General features: G+C 65.2%; 23 protein-coding genes. 2 read left to right on the top strand and 21 right to left on the bottom strand.

What is annotated here, in order from left to right:
• Window positions 1-74: 74 nt before the first annotated feature.
• The 6 genes from ahpF to METFAM1_RS0103740 form a co-directional block, all read right to left on the bottom strand.
• Window positions 75-1,649, bottom strand: coding sequence for an alkyl hydroperoxide reductase subunit F (gene ahpF, locus METFAM1_RS0103765; RefSeq protein WP_019918227.1), 1,575 nt, complete (start codon window positions 1,647-1,649; stop codon window positions 75-77).
• 134 nt (window positions 1,650-1,783) lie between these two features.
• Complete coding sequence (gene ahpC / locus METFAM1_RS0103760) at window positions 1,784-2,347, bottom strand: alkyl hydroperoxide reductase subunit C (protein WP_019918226.1); 564 nt, start codon at window positions 2,345-2,347, stop codon at window positions 1,784-1,786.
• Between the two features lie 74 nt (window positions 2,348-2,421).
• Entirely contained in the window at window positions 2,422-3,447 is a 1,026-nt protein-coding gene (gene arsB, locus METFAM1_RS0103755; protein ID WP_019918225.1) for an ACR3 family arsenite efflux transporter, read from the bottom strand.
• A gap of 9 nt (window positions 3,448-3,456) precedes the next feature.
• Window positions 3,457-3,948, bottom strand: a complete 492-nt coding sequence (locus METFAM1_RS0103750) for an arsenate reductase ArsC (RefSeq protein ID WP_019918224.1) — start codon at window positions 3,946-3,948, stop codon at window positions 3,457-3,459.
• A gap of 1 nt (window position 3,949) precedes the next feature.
• Complete coding sequence (locus METFAM1_RS0103745; protein ID WP_019918223.1) at window positions 3,950-4,420, bottom strand: ArsI/CadI family heavy metal resistance metalloenzyme; 471 nt, start codon at window positions 4,418-4,420, stop codon at window positions 3,950-3,952.
• 13 nt (window positions 4,421-4,433) lie between these two features.
• The gene (locus tag METFAM1_RS0103740; RefSeq protein ID WP_019918222.1) at window positions 4,434-4,757 is read right to left on the bottom strand and encodes an ArsR/SmtB family transcription factor; all 324 of its coding nucleotides are present in this window, start codon (window positions 4,755-4,757) and stop codon (window positions 4,434-4,436) included.
• A gap of 92 nt (window positions 4,758-4,849) precedes the next feature.
• On the opposite strand from METFAM1_RS0103740, the gene METFAM1_RS0103735 reads away from it, so the two are divergent.
• Window positions 4,850-5,221, top strand: a complete 372-nt coding sequence (locus METFAM1_RS0103735) for a cupin domain-containing protein (RefSeq protein WP_019918221.1) — start codon at window positions 4,850-4,852, stop codon at window positions 5,219-5,221.
• Window positions 5,218-5,553 (top strand): cupin domain-containing protein, encoded by a 336-nt coding sequence (locus METFAM1_RS0103730; RefSeq protein ID WP_019918219.1) that lies wholly within the window; start codon window positions 5,218-5,220, stop codon window positions 5,551-5,553. Before METFAM1_RS0103735 ends, METFAM1_RS0103730 begins: the two co-directional genes overlap by 4 nt.
• 12 nt (window positions 5,554-5,565) lie before the next feature.
• On the opposite strand, the gene rnhB is transcribed toward METFAM1_RS0103730, so the two are convergent.
• From rnhB to rpsB, 15 genes are all read right to left on the bottom strand, one after another.
• Window positions 5,566-6,147, bottom strand: coding sequence for a ribonuclease HII (gene rnhB, locus METFAM1_RS0103725; protein WP_019918218.1), 582 nt, complete (start codon window positions 6,145-6,147; stop codon window positions 5,566-5,568).
• Window positions 6,144-7,295 carry a lipid-A-disaccharide synthase gene (gene lpxB, locus METFAM1_RS0103720; RefSeq protein ID WP_019918217.1) on the bottom strand — a complete coding sequence of 384 codons (1,152 nt, stop codon included), beginning with the start codon at window positions 7,293-7,295 and terminating at the stop codon, window positions 6,144-6,146. Before lpxB ends, rnhB begins: the two co-directional genes overlap by 4 nt.
• Window positions 7,295-8,074 carry an acyl-ACP--UDP-N-acetylglucosamine O-acyltransferase gene (gene lpxA, locus METFAM1_RS0103715; protein ID WP_019918216.1) on the bottom strand — a complete coding sequence of 260 codons (780 nt, stop codon included), beginning with the start codon at window positions 8,072-8,074 and terminating at the stop codon, window positions 7,295-7,297. The genes lpxB and lpxA overlap by 1 nt, the downstream gene beginning before the upstream one ends.
• Window positions 8,074-8,508 carry a 3-hydroxyacyl-ACP dehydratase FabZ gene (fabZ, locus tag METFAM1_RS0103710; protein ID WP_019918215.1) on the bottom strand — a complete coding sequence of 145 codons (435 nt, stop codon included), beginning with the start codon at window positions 8,506-8,508 and terminating at the stop codon, window positions 8,074-8,076. Before fabZ ends, lpxA begins: the two co-directional genes overlap by 1 nt.
• A gap of 10 nt (window positions 8,509-8,518) precedes the next feature.
• Window positions 8,519-9,559, bottom strand: coding sequence for a UDP-3-O-(3-hydroxymyristoyl)glucosamine N-acyltransferase (gene lpxD, locus METFAM1_RS0103705; protein WP_024300434.1), 1,041 nt, complete (start codon window positions 9,557-9,559; stop codon window positions 8,519-8,521).
• Window positions 9,560-9,563: 4 nt separating this feature from the next.
• Window positions 9,564-10,085 (bottom strand): OmpH/Skp family outer membrane protein, encoded by a 522-nt coding sequence (locus METFAM1_RS0103700; RefSeq protein ID WP_020164754.1) that lies wholly within the window; start codon window positions 10,083-10,085, stop codon window positions 9,564-9,566.
• A 31-nt stretch (window positions 10,086-10,116) separates the two neighbouring features.
• A complete protein-coding gene (bamA, locus tag METFAM1_RS0103695; RefSeq protein ID WP_019918212.1) occupies window positions 10,117-12,411 on the bottom strand; it encodes an outer membrane protein assembly factor BamA in 2,295 nt (764 codons plus the stop codon).
• A 28-nt stretch (window positions 12,412-12,439) separates the two neighbouring features.
• On the bottom strand, window positions 12,440-13,798 hold the full coding sequence (gene rseP, locus METFAM1_RS0103690; RefSeq protein ID WP_019918211.1) for an RIP metalloprotease RseP: 1,359 nt from the start codon (window positions 13,796-13,798) through the stop codon (window positions 12,440-12,442).
• Entirely contained in the window at window positions 13,795-14,955 is a 1,161-nt protein-coding gene (gene ispC, locus METFAM1_RS0103685) for a 1-deoxy-D-xylulose-5-phosphate reductoisomerase (protein WP_019918210.1), read from the bottom strand. The genes rseP and ispC overlap by 4 nt, the downstream gene beginning before the upstream one ends.
• Complete coding sequence (locus METFAM1_RS0103680) at window positions 14,955-15,791, bottom strand: phosphatidate cytidylyltransferase (protein ID WP_019918209.1); 837 nt, start codon at window positions 15,789-15,791, stop codon at window positions 14,955-14,957. Before METFAM1_RS0103680 ends, ispC begins: the two co-directional genes overlap by 1 nt.
• Window positions 15,784-16,536 (bottom strand): polyprenyl diphosphate synthase, encoded by a 753-nt coding sequence (gene uppS, locus METFAM1_RS0103675; protein WP_024300433.1) that lies wholly within the window; start codon window positions 16,534-16,536, stop codon window positions 15,784-15,786. The genes METFAM1_RS0103680 and uppS overlap by 8 nt, the downstream gene beginning before the upstream one ends.
• Window positions 16,537-16,552: 16 nt before the next feature.
• Window positions 16,553-17,110: a ribosome recycling factor gene (gene frr, locus METFAM1_RS0103670; protein WP_019918207.1), complete on the bottom strand. Its 558-nt coding sequence runs from the start codon at window positions 17,108-17,110 to the stop codon at window positions 16,553-16,555.
• A 76-nt stretch (window positions 17,111-17,186) separates the two neighbouring features.
• Entirely contained in the window at window positions 17,187-17,900 is a 714-nt protein-coding gene (gene pyrH, locus METFAM1_RS0103665) for a UMP kinase (protein WP_019918206.1), read from the bottom strand.
• 14 nt (window positions 17,901-17,914) lie between these two features.
• Window positions 17,915-18,817, bottom strand: a complete 903-nt coding sequence (tsf, locus tag METFAM1_RS0103660; RefSeq protein ID WP_024300432.1) for a translation elongation factor Ts — start codon at window positions 18,815-18,817, stop codon at window positions 17,915-17,917.
• Between the two features lie 68 nt (window positions 18,818-18,885).
• Complete coding sequence (gene rpsB, locus METFAM1_RS0103655; RefSeq protein ID WP_020164763.1) at window positions 18,886-19,644, bottom strand: 30S ribosomal protein S2; 759 nt, start codon at window positions 19,642-19,644, stop codon at window positions 18,886-18,888.
• Window positions 19,645-19,822: the final 178 nt, after the last annotated feature.

Here is a 19,822-nt window from a genome sequence, read left to right as displayed (position 1 = left end):
TGGAGGGCGCGCGGCCAAGAAAAAGCCCGCACATCCTGCGATGCGCGGGCTCCGATGTTAACGCGTCCCGGCGATCAGGCCGGTGCCGACGTGCGGATCAGGTGGTCGAAAGCCGAAATTGCCGCCTTCGATCCTTCGCCCATCGCGATGATGATCTGCTTGTACGGCACGGTGGTCACGTCGCCGGCGGCGAACACGCCCGGCGTGCTGGTCTCGCAGCGCGCATCGACCTGGATTTCGCCGTACTTGGTCAGTTCGATCGAACCCTTCAGCCACTCGGTGTTCGGCACCAGACCGATCTGCACGAAGATGCCTTCCAGTTCGACCGTGTGCGACTCGCCGGTGGCGCGGTCGGTGTACTTCAGCGCATTGACCTTGCCGTCGGCCCCACCCGTCACTTCGGTGGTCTGCGCCTGCAGGATCACCTTCACGTTGGGCAGGCTCAGCAGCTTGCGCTGCAATACGGCGTCAGCGCGCATCTGCTTGTCGAATTCCAGCAGCGTCACGTGGCCGACGATGCCAGCCAGATCGATCGCCGCCTCGACGCCCGAATTGCCGCCGCCGATCACCGCCACACGCTTGCCCTTGAACAGCGGGCCGTCGCAGTGCGGGCAGTAGGCCACGCCCTTGTTGCGGTATTCGCGTTCGCCCGGCACGTTCATTTCACGCCAGCGTGCGCCGGTCGCCAGGATGACCGAACGCGACTTCAGCTGGCCGCCATTGGACAGTTGCAGCGTGATCAGGCCGTCGCCCGATTCCGCGGCCGGAATCAGCTTGTCGACGCGTTGCAGCGCCATCACGTCGACCTCGTAGCTCTTCACGTGCTCTTCGAGCGCGGCGGCGAGCTTGGGGCCTTCGGTCTCCTTGACCGAAATGAAGTTCTCGATGCCCAGCGTGTCCATCAGCTGACCGCCGAAGCGCTCGGCAACCACGCCGGTGCGGATGCCCTTGCGCGCGGCGTAGATCGCCGCCGCCGAACCGGCAGGTCCACCGCCCACCACCAGCACGTCGAACGGCGCCTTGGCGTTCATCTTCTCCGCGTCACGCTTCGCCGCACCGGTGTCGACCTTGCCGACGATCTCTTCGAGCGTCATGCGGCCGGCGCCGAACAGTTCGCCGTTCAGGAACACCATCGGCACTGCCATCACCTGGCGCTCTTCGACTTCCTTCTGGAACAGCGCACCGTCGATGGTGACCACCTTGACGCGCGGGTTCAGCACCGCGATCAGGTTCAACGCCTGCACCACATCCGGGCAGTTGTGGCAGGACAGCGACATGAACACTTCGAAGCTGTAGTCGCCGTCGAGCGACCTGATCTGTTCGATCATTTCGTCCGACACGCGCGGCGGGTGGCCGCCGGCCTGCAGCAGCGCGAGCACCAGCGAGGTGAATTCGTGGCCGAGCGGAATCGCGGCGAAGCGCAGCGACATGTTGCCGCCCTTGCGATTGATCGCGAACGACGGCGTGCGCGCGGCACTGCCCCGTTCTTCGCTCACCGAAATCTTGTCCGACAGTTCGGCGATGTCAGCCAGCAGACCCTGCAGTTCGCGCGACGCGGCGCTGTCGTCCAGCGCGGCCGTCAGTTCGATCGGGTGCTGCAGCTTTTCGAGATAGGCCTTCAACTGGCCCTTGAGAGTGGCGTCCAGCATGGTGTGCTCGGCTTTCGAAACGGATGATGCGGAAAACAAAACGCCCGGGCCGGGCGCCGTCAGGGCATGTTCTCAAACCGCTTGAGAACACACCCTGGCACCTGACCCGGGCGCCTCTGCGAAGCGTTGTGCGCTTAGATCTTGCCGACCAGGTCGAGCGACGGGGTCAGGGTTTCGGCGCCTTCCTTCCACTTGGCCGGGCAGACCTGGCCGGGGTGGCTGGCGACGAACTGGGCAGCCTTGAGCTTGCGCAGGGTTTCGTTCATGTCGCGGGCGATCGCGTTGTCGTGGATTTCGGCGGTCTTGATCTGACCTTCCGGGTTGATGATGAAGGTGCCGCGCAGCGCCAGGCCTTCTTCATCGATGTGCACGTCGAACGCGCGGGTCAGTTGGTGGGTCGGGTCGCCGACCAGCGGGAACTGGGCCTTGCCGACGGCCGGCGAGGTTTCGTGCCACACCTTGTGCGAAAAATGGGTGTCGGTGGTGACGATGTACACTTCGGCACCGGCCTTCTGGAATTCGGCGTAGTTGTTGGCCGCGTCTTCGACTTCGGTCGGGCAGTTGAAGGTGAAGGCAGCCGGCATGAACACGATCACCGACCACTTGCCCTTCAGGCTCTCGTCGGTCACGGTGATGAACTTGCCGTTGTGGAAAGCGTTTGCCTTGAAGGGCTGGACGGTGCTGTTGATGATGCTCATGTCGAGATCCTCTTTTGTGGGTGGGGTGAAAGTCGCAATGATATTGCGAAACTGCCTCTTTGTTTAGACTTGATCTAAAAAAGTTCAGCGGAATCCGGAAAAAGATGCGCGCTGCGCCGCGTGAAGGCGACCAGCGACAGCATGACCGGCACTTCGACCAGCACGCCGACCACGGTCGCCAGCGCCGCGCCCGAGTGCAGTCCGAACAGGGAGATCGCAACGGCGACCGCAAGTTCGAAGAAATTCGACGTGCCTATCAGGCAGGCCGGTGCGGCCACCGGATACGGCAGCTTCATCGTCCGCGCGGCGACGAAGGCGATGGCGAAGATGCCGTAGGTCTGCAGCACCAGCGGCACGGCGATCAGCGCGATCACGAAAGGCTGGGCGACGATGGTTTCCGCCTGGAAGCCGAACAGCAGCACGACGGTCGCCAGCAGGCCGACGATGGACCAGGGCTTGAGGCGCGCGACGAAGCCGGCCAGTGCCGCGCCGTTGCCAAGCGCACGGCGGGTGAGCACGCCAGCAAGCAGCGGCAGCACCACGTAGAGCGCGGTGGACAGCAGAAGCGTTTCCCACGGCACGGCCACGTCGGTCACGCCGAGCAGGAAGGCGGCGATCGGCGCGAAGGCGAACACCATGACCAGATCGTTCACCGACACCTGCACCAGCGTGTAGTTGGGATCACCGCGCGTGAGCTGGCTCCAGACGAACACCATGGCCGTGCACGGCGCCACGCCGAGCAGGATCATGCCGGCGATGTATTCGGACGCCGATTGCGGATCGACCCAGGGCGCAAACAGGTGCTGGAAGAACAGCACGCCCAGTGCGGCCATCGTGAAGGGCTTGATCAGCCAGTTCACGACCAGCGTCAGCACCAGCCCCTGCGGCCGGCGACCGACGTCGCGCACGGCGGCGAAATCGATCTGGATCATCATCGGGTAGATCATCACCCAGATGAGCACGGCCACCACCAGATTGACGTGCGCCAGTTCCAGCGCCGCGACGGCGGCAAAGGCCGACGGCGCGACCAGACCCAGCGCGACACCCGCGACGATGGCCAGGCCCACCCACAGGGTGAGCCAGCGTTCGAACATGCCCATGGAAAGACCTCAGTGTGCGGCCAGATCGCGCGCGGTCTGCTGCAGCGCCAGCGCGTGCAGACGTTCGTCCGGCATCGCGACCAGGATTTCGAGACGACGGCGGATGAGCGCCAGCGTGTCGCGAAAGGCGGTCAGCTTCGCCGCATCGCTGCCGGTGGTCGCAGAGGGATCGGCGTAGCCCCAGTGCGCGGTGGCCGGATGGCCCGGCCAGACCGGACAGGTTTCGCCAGCGGCGCTGTCGCATACGGTGATGATCAGATCCATCGTCGGCGCGCCGGGCGCGGCGAATTCGTCCCAGGCTTTGCTGCGCACGCCCGTCGTGTCGATGCCCTGCTCGGCCAGCGCCTGCAGCGCGAACGGATTCACCCGCCCGCTCGGCTGGCTGCCGGCGGAAAAGGCGCGGAAACGGGCGCCGCCAAGGTGGTTGAGCAGGCACTCGGCGAGCACGCTGCGCGCCGAATTGTGGGTGCACAGAAACAGCACGTTGAGCGGACGCGCCATGTCAGCAGCAGCCGGAGGACTTGACGCCGATGTTCAGCGGCTTGCCACGGGTGACCGGCGCCTCGGGGGCACAGCAGGCAGCGCCGCCGCTGGCCGCTTCGTTGAACACCGGAATGTTGCCCAGCGTGTGGAAGTGCTCCCAGGCAATGCCCTGCGGGTCGGTCACCCAGTGCTTTTCGCTGCGCGCGTAACAGCAGGTGGTTTCGCCTTCGTCGAGCAGCGCCATGTCGGCCGATTCGGCGCGCGCCTTCATCGCCGCCAGTTCGGCCGGATCGTCGGTCTGGATGCCGAGATGGTCGATGCCTGCTTTGCTGCCACGGGTCGAGATCGCGAAATTGACCGGCGGATCTTCGAGCATCCACTTCGCGTAATCGGCTTCGCTGCGCGCCGGTTGGGCGTCGAACAGCTTGTTGTAGAAGGCGATGCTCTTCGTCAGATCGTCGACGTGCAGATGGACGTGAAAGCGCTTCATTGCGGTTCTCCGGTCAGCAGTTCGTGCAGGAAGGTGCAGCCTCGACACAGGGTGTGCCACGGCAGCAGTTTTCGGTGAGATAGGCCATCAGCGCGCCCATGCGGGCGTAGTCGGCGCGGTAGATCAGGTGGCGGCCGTCGCGCGACTGCAGCAGCAGGCCGGCCTGGGTCAGTTCCTTCAGGTGGAAGGACAGCGTGGTCGGTGCCACCGACAGCGCCTCGCCAAGCACGCCCGGCGTCATGCCCTCCGGGCCGGCAACCACCAGCGCGCGGAACACGCGCAGCCGGATTTCGTGCGCCAGTGCGGCCAGTGCGCGGATGATGTCCTGCTCTCCCATACTTCAACAATATTTGAATCATTGAATCGATGCAAGTGCCGCGTGCTTTCGACTACGCTGGCGCCCCACCCTGCTTGCGCGCCCGCCCTCCGATGAAAACCCGCTACAAAGACATTGCTGCTTACGTGACCAAGGACGGCTCGCTGATCCGCGAATTGATGCATCCGGCGCAGCACGGCGGGCAGGCTCAGAGCCTGGCCGAAGCGACCGTGCCGGCCGGCACGCGCACCGCGCTGCACCGCCACCGGGTGACCGAAGAGCTGTATCACGTGACCGCCGGTCGCGGCCGCATGACGCTGGGCGACGATCACTTCGACGTGACGGTCGGCGACACCGTGCTCATTCCGCCCGGCACCCCGCACTGCATCGAGGCGACCGGCGGCGAGGCGCTGGTCATCCTCTGCTGCTGCAGCCCGGCCTATGCACACGACGACACCGAACTGCTGGACGAGGCCGCAGCGTGAGCGCCAATCTGTTCGACGGCCTGCCGCCGGCGCCGCAGCCGGAAGAGCTGTTCGAAACGCTGTGCGCGCGGCCCGGCATGCGCATCGAGCGCATCGTGTCGACCGGTCAGTGCAGCCCGCCCGGCTTCTGGTACGAACAGCCGGGCGACGAGTGGGTGGCGCTGCTGAGCGGCAGCGCGACACTCCGCTTCGAGGACGAGGACGCAGGCCGGGAACTGAGGCCGGGCGATTGGGTATTCATCGAGGCACACCGGCGCCACCGCATCGACCGCACCGACGCCGTGAATGCCTCGGTCTGGCTGGCCGTGCATCTCGATCCTGCGGAGGGCTGAGCCGGAGCGGCGTCAGTCGGGCATGCCGAAATCCAGTGCGCTCTGCGCGACCGGCGCAAAGCTGCGCCGGTGTATCGGTGACGGGCCGTGGACGCGCAGTGCGGCCAGATGCTCGGCGGTCGGGTAGCCCTTGTGCTTGGCGATGCCGTACTGCGGATACAGCGCCGCCAGCGCCATCATTTCTTGGTCGCGGCCGGTCTTGGCCAGGATGGAGGCGGCCGAGATCGCCGCTTCCGACGCATCGCCACCGACGATGGCGCGCGCCGGCACGCTGAGGCCGGGCGGCACACGGTTGCCGTCGATCAGCACCCGATCGGGCGGCACGGCAAGGCCTTCGACCGCGCGACGCATCGCCAGCATGGTGGCGTGCAGGATGTTCAGGCGGTCGATCTCCTCCACCGTCGCGATGCCGACCGCCCACGCCAGCGCGCGCTCGCGGATCAATGGCGCCAGCGCTTCGCGCTTCTTTTCCGACAGCTTCTTCGAATCGTTCAGGCCGTCTATGGGGCGCACGGGATCGAGAATGACCGCAGCCGCATAGACCGGACCGCACAAAGGGCCCCGGCCTGCCTCATCGACGCCGGCGATCTTCATGCGCGTGGCAGATGCGGAAGGATGGCCGCGGCAGCTCGCGCCGCCGTACCCTGGCGCAGCGTGAAATGGATGCGCTCGAATTCGTCGATCTGCGCCGCCCGCGCCACCGCGTCGCCGAGCAGCGCGTCGAGCGCGTCAGCGAGCTTTTCGGGCGTGGCGTCGTGCTGCAGCAGCTCGGGCACGATGCTGCGGCCGGCCAGGATGTTGGGCAGGCCGACCCAGGGCTGGTAGGCCATGCGCTTCATGATGCGATAGCTCAGCGCGTGAATGCGGTAGGCCACGACGTGCGGCGCGCGGCACAGGGCCGCCTCCAGCGTCGCCGTGCCACTCGCGACCAGCGCCACGTCGCAGGCCATCAGCGCGTCGCGCGCGTGGCCGAACAGGATGGACACCGGCAGCTCGGTCGCCTCGCAGTCCCACAACGCCTGCTCGAACTGGGTACGCGTTTCGCGCGTGGTCAGCGGCACCAGGAAGCGGATATCCGGATGGCGCTCGTACAGCAGTTTGGCGGCACCGATCCAGGCGTGCGCGTTGTACTGCAGTTCCGACTGCCGGCTGCCCGGCAGCAAGGCCACGATACGCGCATCGACCGGTATGGCCAGCCGCTCGCGCGCCGCGAAGCGCTGTGGCTCGGGCGAAATCTCGTCGGCGAAGGGGTGGCCGACATAGCTCACCGGCACACCTGCCTTTTCGTAGATCGCCGGTTCGAACGGGAACAGGCAGAGCACGCGCGACACACTGCGTGCGATGCCCTTGATGCGGCCACCGCGCCAGGCCCAGATCGACGGGCTCACGTAGTGGATGGCCGGCACGCCGGCGTCGCGCAGCTTGCGTTCCAGCCACAGATTGAAATCAGGCGCGTCGACGCCGATGAAGGCGGCCGGCTTGTCCTTGAGGAGGCGATCAAGCAGGCTGCGGCGGATGCCGGCCAGTTCGCGGTAATGCTTGAGCACTTCGAAATAGCCGCGCACGGCCAGCTTCTCGGACGGCCACCAGGCGTCGAAGCCGGCCGACTGCATGCGCGGCCCGCCGATGCCGACGAAGTCGATATCGGGCCGCGCGTCGCGCAGAGCCTTGATCAGATGCGCAGCCAGCAGGTCGCCCGACGCTTCGCCAGCGACCATGGCCACCGTGATGCGGGAGGCCATTATCGGATGATGCCGCGTCCGCCGGATGCGAGGAAATCGGACAGCAGCGCCACCTCGGGCGTCGCTTTCGCCGCCTCGGCGATGGCTGCCTTGGCGTCGTCCAGCGTCAGCCCTTCGCGGTACAGCGTCTTGTAGGCGCGCTTGATCGCCATGATGGCTTCGCTGCTGTAGCCGCGGCGGCGCAGGCCCTCGCTGTTGATGCCATGCGGGCTGGCCGGCACGCCATTAGCCAGCACGAAGGGCGGCACGTCCTGCAGCACGCTCGAATGCACGCCGCAGAAGCTGTGCGCGCCGACACGCACGAACTGGTGCACGCCGGTGAAGCCGCCGAGAATGGCCCAGTCGCCGACATGCACGTGACCGGCCAGCGCGGTGTTGTTGGCCATGATGGTGTGGCTGCCGACCTGGCAGTCGTGCGCCACGTGCACGTAGGCCATGATCCAGTTATCGTCGCCCAGGCGCGTGACGCCGCCGTCCTGCACGGTGCCGCAGTTCATCGTCGCGTATTCGCGCACGGTGTTGCGGTCGCCGATCTCCAGACGGGTCGGTTCATTGGCGTACTTCTTGTCCTGCGGAGCACCACCTATCGAACAGAAGGGGTGGAACGCGTTGTCGCGTCCGATGCGGGTGTGACCCTGGATCACCACGTGCGCATGCACCTTGGTGCCGGCACCGATCTCGACGTTCGGCCCGATGATGCTGTAGGCACCGATCTCGACACCGTCGGCGATCTGCGCCGCCGGATCGACGATGGCGGTCGGATGAATCAGCGTTGCCATCAGGTCGGACGCACCGCACAGAGCAGTTCGGATTCGGCCACCACGCCGCCGTCGACGCGGGCACGCGCCTGGTACTTCCAGATACCGCGAGAGTGCTTCAGCAGGTCGACTTCGAGGATGAGCTGGTCGCCGGCCATGACCGGCTTCTTGAAGCGGGTGTTGTCCACGCCACAGAGGTAGTAGACCGAATCGGCGTCCGGTGTGGTGCCCAGCGTTTCGAAGGACAGGATGGCTGCCGTCTGGGCCAGCGCCTCGACGATGAGCACGCCCGGCATCACCGGGTGGTTCGGGAAGTGGCCGGGGAAGAAGGGCTCGTTGATGGTGACGTTCTTCAGCGCGCGGATGTACTTGCCTGCCTCGACTTCAAGCACGCGGTCGACCAGCAGGAAGGGGAAACGGTGCGGCAGCGACTTCAGCACCGCGTGGATGTCCATCGATTTCAATTCAGTCTTCCTTGTTGCCTTGCAGCGTTGCAAGTTGTTGCTCGAGCGCCTTGATGCGGTCGGCCATCGAGTCGAGGTGGCGCAGGCGCGAGTAGTTGCGCGTCCATTCCTTGTGTTCCATCGACGGCACCGAACCGGTATAGACGCCCTTTTCCGGAATCGACTTGGTCGCGAACGACACCGCCGATACCACCACATCGTCGACGATGTCGATGTGACCCATGATGTTGGCTGAACCGCCGATCATGCAGCGCTTGCCTATCGTCGTGCTGCCGGCCACACCGGAACACGCCGCCATCGCAGTATGGTCGCCGATGCGCACGTTGTGGGCGATCTGGATCAGGTTATCGAGCTTTACGCCGTCGCCGATCACCGTGTCTTCGAGCGCGCCGCGGTCGACCGTGGTGTTGGCGCCGATTTCGACGTCGTTGCCGATCAGTACGCGACCGATCTGCGGAATCTTGACCCAGCTGCCGTCCGTCTCGCGGGCGAAACCGAAGCCGTCGGCGCCGATGACCGCGCCCGAATGCAGGATGCAGTGCTCGCCGATCACGCAATGCGCGTACACGACGACGCGCGGATGCAGCCGCGTGCCGGCGCCGATGCGCACGCCCTCGCCCACCACGCAGCCGGCGCCGATCAGCACGTCGGCACCGATGTCCGCACCCTCGCCCACCACCGCACCGGCGGCGACATGGGCGGACGCATCGACCCGCGCCCCCGGATGCACGCTGGCAGCCGGATCGATGCCACCTGCCGGCCGCAGATCGGGATTCAGCAGCTGGGCGACGCGGGCGAAGTACAGATAGGGATTGCGCACGCGGATGTGCGTGCGGGCGAGATTCTCGCCGTCGGCCGGCGGCACGATGACTACACCCGCACCGCTGCTGGCGAGAACGCTGCGGTACTTCGGGTTGGACAGGAAGGAAATGTGAGCCGGGCCGGCGCTGTCGAGCGGCGCCACCTGCTCGACCAGCAGGTCGGCGTCGCCATGCAGTTCGCCGCCCAACCGGGCGACGATGTCGCCAAGACGGGCTGCCATGTTCTTACTTGCTTGCCGGCGGGTCGGCCAGCGCCTTCAGCACCTTCTCGGTGATGTCGATGCGCTGGCTGCGATACACCACTTCCTGGAAGATGATGTCGTACTTCTCGGCCTCGGCGATCACCTTGATCGCCTTGTTGGCCTTGTCGAGCACGCCAGCCAGTTCTTCGTTGCGGCGCTGGTTCAGGTCTTCGCGGTACTCGCGCTCGCGACGCTGCATGTCGCGGGTCAGTTCGCTGAATTCGCGCTCCTTGGCGCGGCGGTCGCTGTCGGACAGCGTGACCGCATTCTTTTCCATGTTCTGCTGCATGCCCTGCAGCTGCTTGGCCAGCTTTTCCAGCTCCTGGCTGCGCTTCTCGAATTCCTTTTCGAGCTTCTTCTGCGCGCGCACCGCCGGTGCCGCCTCGCGCAGGATGCGTTCGGTGTCGACGAAGCCGATCTTGACGTCGCTTTCTGCGCGCACCGGTGCGGCCGTCAGCAAAGCGAGCGAAGACAGCAATGCAATGAATATGGAGCGTGCGGACATACTCGACCTGTTCATACGGAGCTCTTCTTGATCAGAACACATTGCCCATCTGGAACTGGAAGCGCTGCAGACGATCGAGCGGATCCTTGTTCAGGGGCTGTGCAATGCTGAACTTCAGCGGTCCCATGGGCGAACTCCACGCCACGGAAAGGCCGGCACTATAACGCATATCGCCCAGACTCAGGCTCTGGCCGTCGGCCCAGACGTTACCCGCATCGACGAAGGTGCCCAGACGCAGCGATTTGTCCTGTCCCATGCCGGGGAAGGGGAACAGCACCTCGGCGTTCATCACCAGCCGGCGGTCGCCGCCAATGGTGGTGCGCAGCAGGTTGCCATTGCCATCGCGGTCACGCTGGCCGATCGACGCCGTTTCGAAGCCCCGCACCGAACCGATGCCGCCGACGTAGAAGTTCTTATAGAAGGGCAGCGGCTTGTCGCCATAACCGCGACCATAACCCAGTTCGCCGTTGAGCATCAGCACGAAGTTGCCCCACAGCGGGAAATAGGTCTGGTGCTGGTAGGAGGCCTTCATGTAACGCAACCCGCCGGGCGGAATGGCGACTTCACCGTTGACCCGCTGGATCGAGCCTCGCGTCGGGTAGATGAAGCTGTCGCGCGTGTCGCGTGCCCAGCCTATGGTGCTCACCAGCGAGTTGTTGGTGTCGCCGAATTCATTGACGAAGTTCTTGTAGCGCTGCGGGCTGTCGGAGAAGGTGTCGATCGAGGTCTGATCGACCGCCAGACCGAAATTGATGCGGTCGTCCTCGCGGATCGGGAAACCCCAGCGCAGACCGGCGCCGACCGACGACGTGCGGTAGTTGCCGATACGCAGGCGGGACGGATCAACGTTGCGCAGATAGACGTCGAAACCACGCGAAATGCCGTCCGGCGTGTAGTACGGATCGGTGAAGGACAGCGCGTAGGTCTTGTTGATACTGCCGCTGTTCAGGCTCAGCGACATCGACTTGCCGCTGCCGAACAGGTTCTGCTGCGAAATCGAGGTCGACAGGATCAGGCTTTCCGAGCTGGAGAAGCCGGCACCGAACATCAGGTTGCCTGTCGGCTTTTCCTTCACCGTCAGGTTCACGTCGACCTGGTCGGTGGTACCGGGCACGGCCGGCGTTTCCACCGTGGCCGCATCGAAGTAGCCAAGACGATCGACGCGGGTACGCGAGCGGTTGATCTTTTCGCCGTCGTACCAGGCGCCTTCCATCTGCCGGAATTCGCGGCGGATGACCTGGTCGGCGGTCTTGCTGTTGCCCAGCACGTTCACCCGGCGCACATAGACGCGGCGGCCCGGATCGACAAACACGGTGAAGGAGACGGTCTGCTTCTCCTTGTCCGGTTCCGGCACCGCATTGACGTTGGCGAAGGCATAGCCTTCGTTGCCGAGACGGTCGTTGATCGCCTTGGTGGTGTCGGTCAGGTTCTTGCGCGAGAACTCGTCGCCCGGCTTCAGCTTCACCAGCTTGCGCAGTTCCTCTTCCGGCAGCAGCAGATCGCCCGACAGCTTGACACCGGACACCGTGTATTTCTTGCCTTCGGTGATCGAGATGGTGATGTAGATGTCCTGCTTGTCCGGCGTGATCGACACCTGGGTCGAATCGACGTTGAATTCGAGGTAGCCGCGATCGAGGTACCAGCTGCGCAGCGTTTCCACGTCGGCGCTCAGCTTCTGGCGCGAATACTGGTCATTCTTCGTGTACCAGGTGAGCCAGTTCGGCGTGGTCAGCGTGATCATCTTCAGCAGGTCCTTCTCCTTGAAGGCACTGGCACCGACGATATTGATCTGACGGATCTTGGCGACCTCGCCTTCGTCGACCTGGAAGTTGATCGCCACGCGGTTGCGCTCGAGCGGCGTCACGGTGGTCTTGACCTCGACCGAGTAACGGCCGCGCGACAGGTACTGTCGCTTCAGTTCCTGCTCGGCGCGCTCCAGCACGGCGCGGTCGAAGATGCGCGACTCGGCCAGGCCGACGTCACGCAGACCCTTCTTGATCGCTTCCTTGTCGAATTCCTTCATGCCGGTGAAGTCGAGCGAGGCGATCGCCGGGCGCTCCTCGATCACCACCACCAGCACGTCGCCCTCGACCTCGATGCGCACGTCCTTGAAGAAGCCGGTCGCGAACAGCGCCTTGATGGCCTCGGCCGCCTTGTCCTCGGTGAAGCTCTCGCCGACGCGCACCGGCAGATAGTTGAACACCGTGCCGGCTTCGGTCCGCTGGATTCCCTCGACGCGAATGTCGCGGACGACGAAAGGCTCGAAGGCGTGAGCATGAGCCGACAGCAGTCCCGCGATCAGGGCGGGCAGGAGAAACTTGCGCATTGGGGGAAGTGGGGAATTCAGTCGGTAGTCAACCGAAAAGGCGATTGATATCGTTGTAGAAGGCGAACGCCATGAGCATCAGCAGGATGGCGAGGCCGACCTGTTGCCCGATTTCCATGACCCGCTCCGGAACCGGACCGCCCTTGAAAAATTCGATCGTATAGTACATCAAGTGCCCACCGTCCAGCAGCGGGATGGGCAGCAGGTTGAGCACGCCCAGACTGATGCTGATCAGGGCGATGAACTTGATGTAATGGGTCAGCCCCATGGCCGCCGACTGACCCGCGTAGTCGGCGATGGTGACCGGTCCGCTCAGGTTCTTCCACGACAGTTCGCCGGTGATCATGCGGCCGAAGGCCTTGAGGCTGAACAGGGCCGTGTCCCAGGTCTGGCCCACCGCCAGCAGCAGCGATTCGCCGACACCGTGCCTCACCTCGACGAAAAGCCGCTCACGCAGGCTCGGATCGGGTTCGGGGCCGATGCCCAGGCGGCCGAAACGCTGTCCGCCCTCCTCCACCGTCGCGACGTCGGCACGCAGCACCTTCTCGGCACCGTCGCGCAGCACCACTACATCGACCGTCCGGCCGCCCAGTTCGCGCACCTGCTGCACCATGGCCGCCCAGTCGTCGACCGCCCGGCCGTCGATCGACAGCACGCGGTCGCCTTCGCGCATGCCGGCCTTGTCCGCCGCGCTGCCCTCGCCTACGCTGCCGACCACGGTCGCGACGCGCGGGCGGAACGGCAGCAGGCCGACCCGCTCCATCAGCGTGGCATCGACATCGCTGCCTATGCCCGACAGGTCGATACGGCGGCTGTTGATCTCCGCGCGCTCGTTGATCGTTTCGAGCACCAGCGAACGGCCCTCGACCGCGGCTCGCGCAACGTGCCAGCGCAGATCCTGCGCCGACGCAATCGCTTTGCCATCGACCGCGCGTACCTGTTCACCGTCGGTGACGCCGGCTACCGCTGCCGGCGTGCCCGCCGCAGGCGCCGCCAGCAGCGCACGCGGCTCTTCCATGCCGTAGATGAACAGGCCCCAATAGACAACGATGGCGAGCAGGAAATTGGCGATCGGCCCGGCCGAAACGATGGCGAAACGGCGCCCGACGGTCTGCCGGTTGAAGGCGCGGTCGCGTTCGTGTTCGGCCACTTCGCCTTCGCGCTCGTCCAGCATCTTGACGTAGCCGCCGAGCGGAAACACCGACAAGGCCCACTCGGTCTGGTCCGGTCCGTAACGACGCATCCACAGCGGGCGGCCGAAGCCGACAGAGAACCGCAGCACCTTGACGCCGCACAGCCGCGCCACGCTGTAGTGACCCAGTTCGTGCACGGTGATCAGGATGCCCAGCGCCAGCGCGAAGGCTCCCAGATAGAACAGCGGATTCAAGCGCGCGCTCCGACCTGGCGCCGCGCGACCTCGCGCGCCGCAGCGTCGGCGGCGAACACCTCGTCGAGCGTGCTCGACGGCTGATCGGGAAGGGTGTCGAGGGTGGCGGCAATCACGTCGGCTATGGCACGGAAACCGAGCCGATGTTCCAGGAAGGCGGCAACCGCAACTTCGTTCGCCGCATTGAGCACGGCCGGCGTGCCGGCGCCGGCGCGCAGCGCGTCGAAAGCCAACTTGAGGCAGGGGAAACGGTCGAGATCCGGGCGCTCGAACACCAGATCGGCCCCCGCCGCCAGATCGAGTACGCCGACGCCGGATTCAATCCGCTCCGGCCAGGCCAGTGCGTGGGCGATCGGCGTGCGCATGTCCGGGTTGCCCATCTGCGCCAGCACCGAGCCGTCGACGTACTCGACCATCGAATGCACGATGCTCTGCGGATGGATCACCACGTCGATGCGCTCGGCCGGCGTGTCGAACAGCCAGCGCGCCTCGATCACTTCGAGGCCTTTGTTCATCATGGTGGCCGAATCGACCGAAATCTTGCGTCCCATGTCCCAGTTCGGGTGCGCACAGGCCTGCGCCGGCGTCACGCTGGCCAGATCGGCGATCGGTGTGCGGCGGAACGGGCCACCCGACGCGGTGAGCAGGATGCGGCGCACGCCTTCGCGACCTTTGGCCGGCATGCACTGGAAGACGGCGTTGTGTTCGCTGTCGATCGGCAACAGCGTTGCGCCGTGGGCGGCGACCTCGCGCATGAACAGGTCGCCGCTCATCACCAGGCTTTCCTTGTTCGCCAGCAGGATGCGCTTGCCGGCGCGCGCCGCCGCCAGTGCCGGAAGCAGGCCGGCGGCGCCGACGATGGCCGCCATCACGGTGTCCACCTCGGGCAGCGCGGCGACCATTTCGAGCGCGTCGACGCCGTGCATGACCTCGGTCGGCACCCGACCAGCCAGGCGTTCGCGCAACACGACGGCAGCGTCCGCGTCGGCCACCACAGCGATGCGTGGCGCGAAGGCGAGGCACTGTTCGGCCAGGCGGTCAATCTGGCGATGGCCAGACAGCGCAACGATTTCGAAGCGGTCCGGATGGCGCGCGACGACGTCCAGCGTGCTGACGCCGATCGAGCCGGTCGCGCCCAGTACGGTCAGTCTGCGCATCAGTTCGACGCTCCGGGTATCAGGTTAAGCAGATAGAAGCCTATCAGGGGAAGCGTTGCAGTCAGGCTGTCGACGCGGTCGAGCACGCCGCCGTGGCCGGGCAGCAGCTGGCTGCTGTCCTTCATGCCGGCCTGCCGCTTCATCATCGATTCGAACAGGTCACCGACGATGCTCACCGCCGTCAGCAACAGCAGCATCGCCGCCCAGAACGGTGCCGAGGGCATCTGCACCGCGTCGAACAGCGCCGGCTTGATGGCGAGGCCGTACAGCTGGACGGCGACCACGGCGCCGGCTGCGCCTTCCCAGGTCTTGCCCGGGCTGATCGACGGTGCCAGCTTGTGCCGACCGAAGGCCTTGCCGGTGAAGTAGGCGGCGATGTCGGCGATCCAGACGACCGCCATCAGCAGCAACAAGGGCAGCACGCCGATGGCGCGCAGCTGTATCAACGCCAGTGCTGGCGGCAGCAGCACGAGCAGGCCGGTCAGAACAAGCCAGACCTGCGCCGGGCGTGCGCCACGCGACATCCAGAACGGTACGATCAGCAGCCAGAACAGAATGGCCAGCGCATGCAGTGCGGACAGCGCGGGCGCCGCGTCGGCAACAACGCCCAGCGCGTCGAAAGCGCGTTGCGCGCAGAAACCGACCACGGCGAATGTGAGCACGCCCGCGACACGCGCGCCGAGCGGCGCGAAACCGATCAGGCGCGCCCACTCCCAGCCGGCGAAACCCAGTATTGCGGCGACCAGCCAGCCCCAAGCGGCCAGATCCATGCCCCACAGTGCGGCCGACAGTCCGAGCAGCAGGACGATGGCCGTCAGTACGCGCTGCTTAAGCATGCTGGCCGGCGGCGGCCGCTGACTGGACCTGTTCGCTGGTTCGGCCAAAGCGACGTTCCCGCTGCTGGTAGGACTTGATGGCTTCGTCGATCGCGGCGCCGTTGAATTCCGGCCACAGGCTGTCGGTGAAATAGAGTTCGGTGTAGGCCAGTTGCCAGAGCAGGAAATTGCTGATGCGCTGTTCGCCACCGGTGCGGATGAACAGATCGGGCTCGGGCGCATAGGCCATCGACAGATGTGGCGCCAGTTCCTGTTCGGTGAAGCCGTCACGACGCTCGGGGTGCGCCTTCAACATGCGCTCGACCGCCTGAAGGATGTCCCACCGGCCGCCGTAGTTGGCGGCTATGGTCAGGTTGAGGCCTGTATTGCCCTCGGTCAGCGCCTCGGCATTGCGAATCAGTTCGACCAGACGCGGCTCGAAACGGCCCAGATCACCGACCACGCGCAGGCGGATGCCGTTCTCGTGCAGACGGACGACTTCGTCCTCCAGCGCCCGCACGAACAGCTGCATCAGGAAATTGACTTCCTCGGCCGGCCGCCGCCAGTTCTCGGAACTGAAGGCGAACAGCGTCAGATAGCCGACACCGCGCTCGGCGCAGCGCTTGACCACCGCGCGCACCGCCTCGACACCCTTGCGGTGGCCGGCGACGCGCGGCATGAAACGGCGGCGCGCCCAGCGGCCATTGCCATCCATGATGATGGCGATGTGTCGCGGGACCGCTGACGTGCCGGTGCTGGAAGACAAGATCCGGTGCCTGGCTTCAGACGGCCATCAGGTCTTGCTCTTTTTGCGCCAGTTGCTTGTCGACCTCGGCGATGTAGCGGTCGGTCAGCTTCTGCACGTCGTCCTGCGCGCGGCGCTCGTCGTCCTCGGAAATTTCCTTTTCCTTGACGGCTTCCTTCAGCGCGTTGTTGGCGTCGCGACGCAGATTGCGCACGGCCACCCGCGCGTTCTCCGCTTCACCACGGACGACCTTGATCAGCTCCTTGCGGCGCTCTTCGGTCAGCGGCGGCATCGGCACGCGCACGATATCACCCATGGCCGAGGGGTTCAGACCGAGGTCGGAATCGCGGATCGCCTTCTCGACGACCGACAGCATCTTCTTTTCCCACGGCTGAACGCCGATCGCGCGCGCGTCGATCAAGGTCACGTTGGCGACCTGCGACAGCGGCACCAGCGAGCCGTAGTAATCGACCTGGATGTGATCGAGGATGCCGGTGTGCGCACGACCGGTGCGCACCTTGCCGAAGTCGGTCTTCAGCGACTCCAGCGTCTTCTGCATCTTCTGTTCGGTGGTTTTCTTCAACTCGGGGATCATGACGTCGCCTCTTGTTGGAAGGGACGGTCGCGTCAGAGCGACCGCTGAAACAAAGGGGCCCAAGGCCCCTGCACCACTATATATGGACCAGCGTCCCTTCGTCTTCGCCCATCACGACACGCTTGAGCGCGCCCGCCTTGAAGATGCTGAACACCTTGATCGGCAGTTGCTGGTCGCGGCACAGCGCGAGCGCGGTGGCGTCCATCACCTTCAGGTCGCGGCTGATGGCCTCGTCGAAGCTGATGCGGTCGTAGCGCGTGGCGCTCGTATCCTTCATCGGATCCGCGCTGTACACGCCATCGACCTTGGTCGCCTTCAGCACGATTTCGGCTTCGATCTCGCGACCGCGCAGCGCAGCCGCGGTGTCTGTGGTGAAGAAGGGATTGCCGGTACCTGCGGCGAAAATGACGACCTTGCCCTCTTCGAGGTAGCGGATCGCCTTGCCGCGGATATAGAACTCGACCACGGGCTCGATGCTGAGCGCCGACTGCACGCGCGCGGCGACGCCGGCCTGACGCATCGCGTCGCCCAGCGCCAGCGCGTTCATCACGGTCGCCAGCATGCCCATGTAGTCGGCGGTGGCGCGGTCCATACCGGCCGCGCCGCCCGCCACGCCGCGGAAGATGTTGCCTCCGCCGATCACGACGCCCACTTCCACGCCCAAGGCGCGGATTTCGGCAACTTCAGCGACGATGCGTGCAAGCATGTCGCGGCTGATGCCGTAGTCGTCGTCGCCCATGAGGGCTTCGCCCGACAGCTTCAGAAGGATGCGGCGATAGGCAACAGTCATGCAGGCTCCCGGGCTCAGGCCTTGGCGGCCGCTGCTGCGGCAGCCTGGGCGGCGACTTCGGCTGCGAAGTCGGTGGTCTTCTTCTCGATGCCTTCGCCGACCACGTACAGCGTGAAGGAGGCGATCTTTGCAGACTTCGCCTTCAGCAGCTGCTCGATGGTCTGCTTGCCGTCCTCGGCCTTGACGAAGACCTGACCCAGCAGGGTGACTTCCTTCAGGTACTTCTGCACCGAGCCTTCGGCGATCTTGGCGATCATCTCTTCCGGCTTGCCGGCTTCGCGCGCCTTCTCGATCGCAACGCGACGTTCGGCTTCGATCAGGTCGGCCGACACGCCGGTCGAATCCAGCGACTTCGGCTTCGACGCGGCGATGTGCATCGCCAGATCCTTGGCCATCGCGTCGTCACCGCCGACGACATCGACCAGCACGCCGATCTTCGAACCGCCGTGGACGTAGCTGGCAACCTTGCCTTCGGCCTGCACGCGCACGAAGCGGCGGATCGACATGTTCTCGCCGATCTTGCCGACCAGTGCGGCGCGGGTCGATTCGATGGTGCCTTCGCCGAACGGCAGTACCGACAGCGCGGCCACGTCAGCCGGGTTGCTATCGGCGACCAGCTTGGCAGCGCCATTGACCAGCGCCAGGAAGTCGTCGTTCTTGGCCACGAAGTCGGTTTCGCAGTTCACTTCGACCATGGCGGCAGTCTTGCCGTCGGCCGACAGGAACAGACCCACCACACCCTCGGCGGTCACGCGGGCGGCGGCCTTGCTCGCCTTGTTGCCCAGCTTCACGCGGAGGATTTCTTCGGCCTTGGCCAGGTCGCCGCCCGCTTCGGTCAGCGCCTTCTTGCATTCCATCATCGGAGCGTCGGTCTTTTCGCGCAGCTCCTTGACCATACCTGCGGTGATTTCCGCCATGCTCATTCCTGCCTATAAGTTCGAATCGGTAAAACAATCGCGGGCGCCTGGGCGCCCGCGGCAATCGATCAGGCCTGGGCTTCGCCTTCGCCTTCGACCTCGACGAATTCGTCGTCGGACTTCAGCTGCGCAACCAGGTCCTGGGCGGCGCTGTTGCGGCCTTCCAGGATCGCATCGGCCACGCCGGAGGCGTACAGACGGATGGCGCGGCTCGAATCGTCATTGCCCGGAATGACGTAATCAACGCCCAGCGGCGAGTGGTTGGTATCGACCACGGCCACGACCGGGATGCCCAGCTTGTTGGCTTCGGTGATGGCGATCTTGTGGTAGCCGACATCGATCACGAACAGCGCATCCGGCAGGCCGCCCATGTCCTTGATGCCGCCGATGCTCTTCTGCAGCTTGACCAGCTCGCGCTGCAGCACCAGAGCTTCCTTCTTCGGCATGCGTTCCATCGAGCCGTCTTCGACCATGGCTTCCAGGTCCTTCAGGCGCTTGACCGACAGCTTCAGCGTCTTGAAGTTGGTCAGCATGCCGCCGAGCCAGCGCTCATCGACATAGGGCACGCCAGCGCGCTGCGCCTCTTCGGCCACGATTTCGCGGGCCTGGCGCTTGGTACCGACCATCAGGATGGTGCCCTTGTTGGCGGACATGCGGCGGATGAAGGCCATCGCGTCGTTGTACTTGGCGACGGTCTTTTCCAGGTTGATGATGTGAATCTTGTTGCGATGGCCGAAAATGAAGGGGGCCATCTTGGGGTTCCAGAAGCGGGTCTGGTGTCCGAAATGGACACCCGCTTCCAGCATTTCGCGCATGGATACGGACATTCGAGATTACTCCGAACAGGGTTTGACCTCCGCCCGGCCGTGTTCACAGCCGGTGTTCCGGCTGCGCACCCTATCGGTTCAGTCGCCGTATACATATGCGGCGACACCGGGCGTGTGGATTTGCCTGACGCACCCGCCATCGGGTACTGAAATCAGACAGCCTGCGATTCTAGCAGCC

Source organism: Methyloversatilis discipulorum, assembly GCF_000527135.1.
GTDB classification, from domain to species: Bacteria; Pseudomonadota; Gammaproteobacteria; order Burkholderiales; family Rhodocyclaceae; genus Methyloversatilis; species Methyloversatilis discipulorum.
The sequence above is the reverse complement of the archived record's forward strand: the minus strand, read 5'-3'. Positions and strand labels throughout refer to the sequence as shown.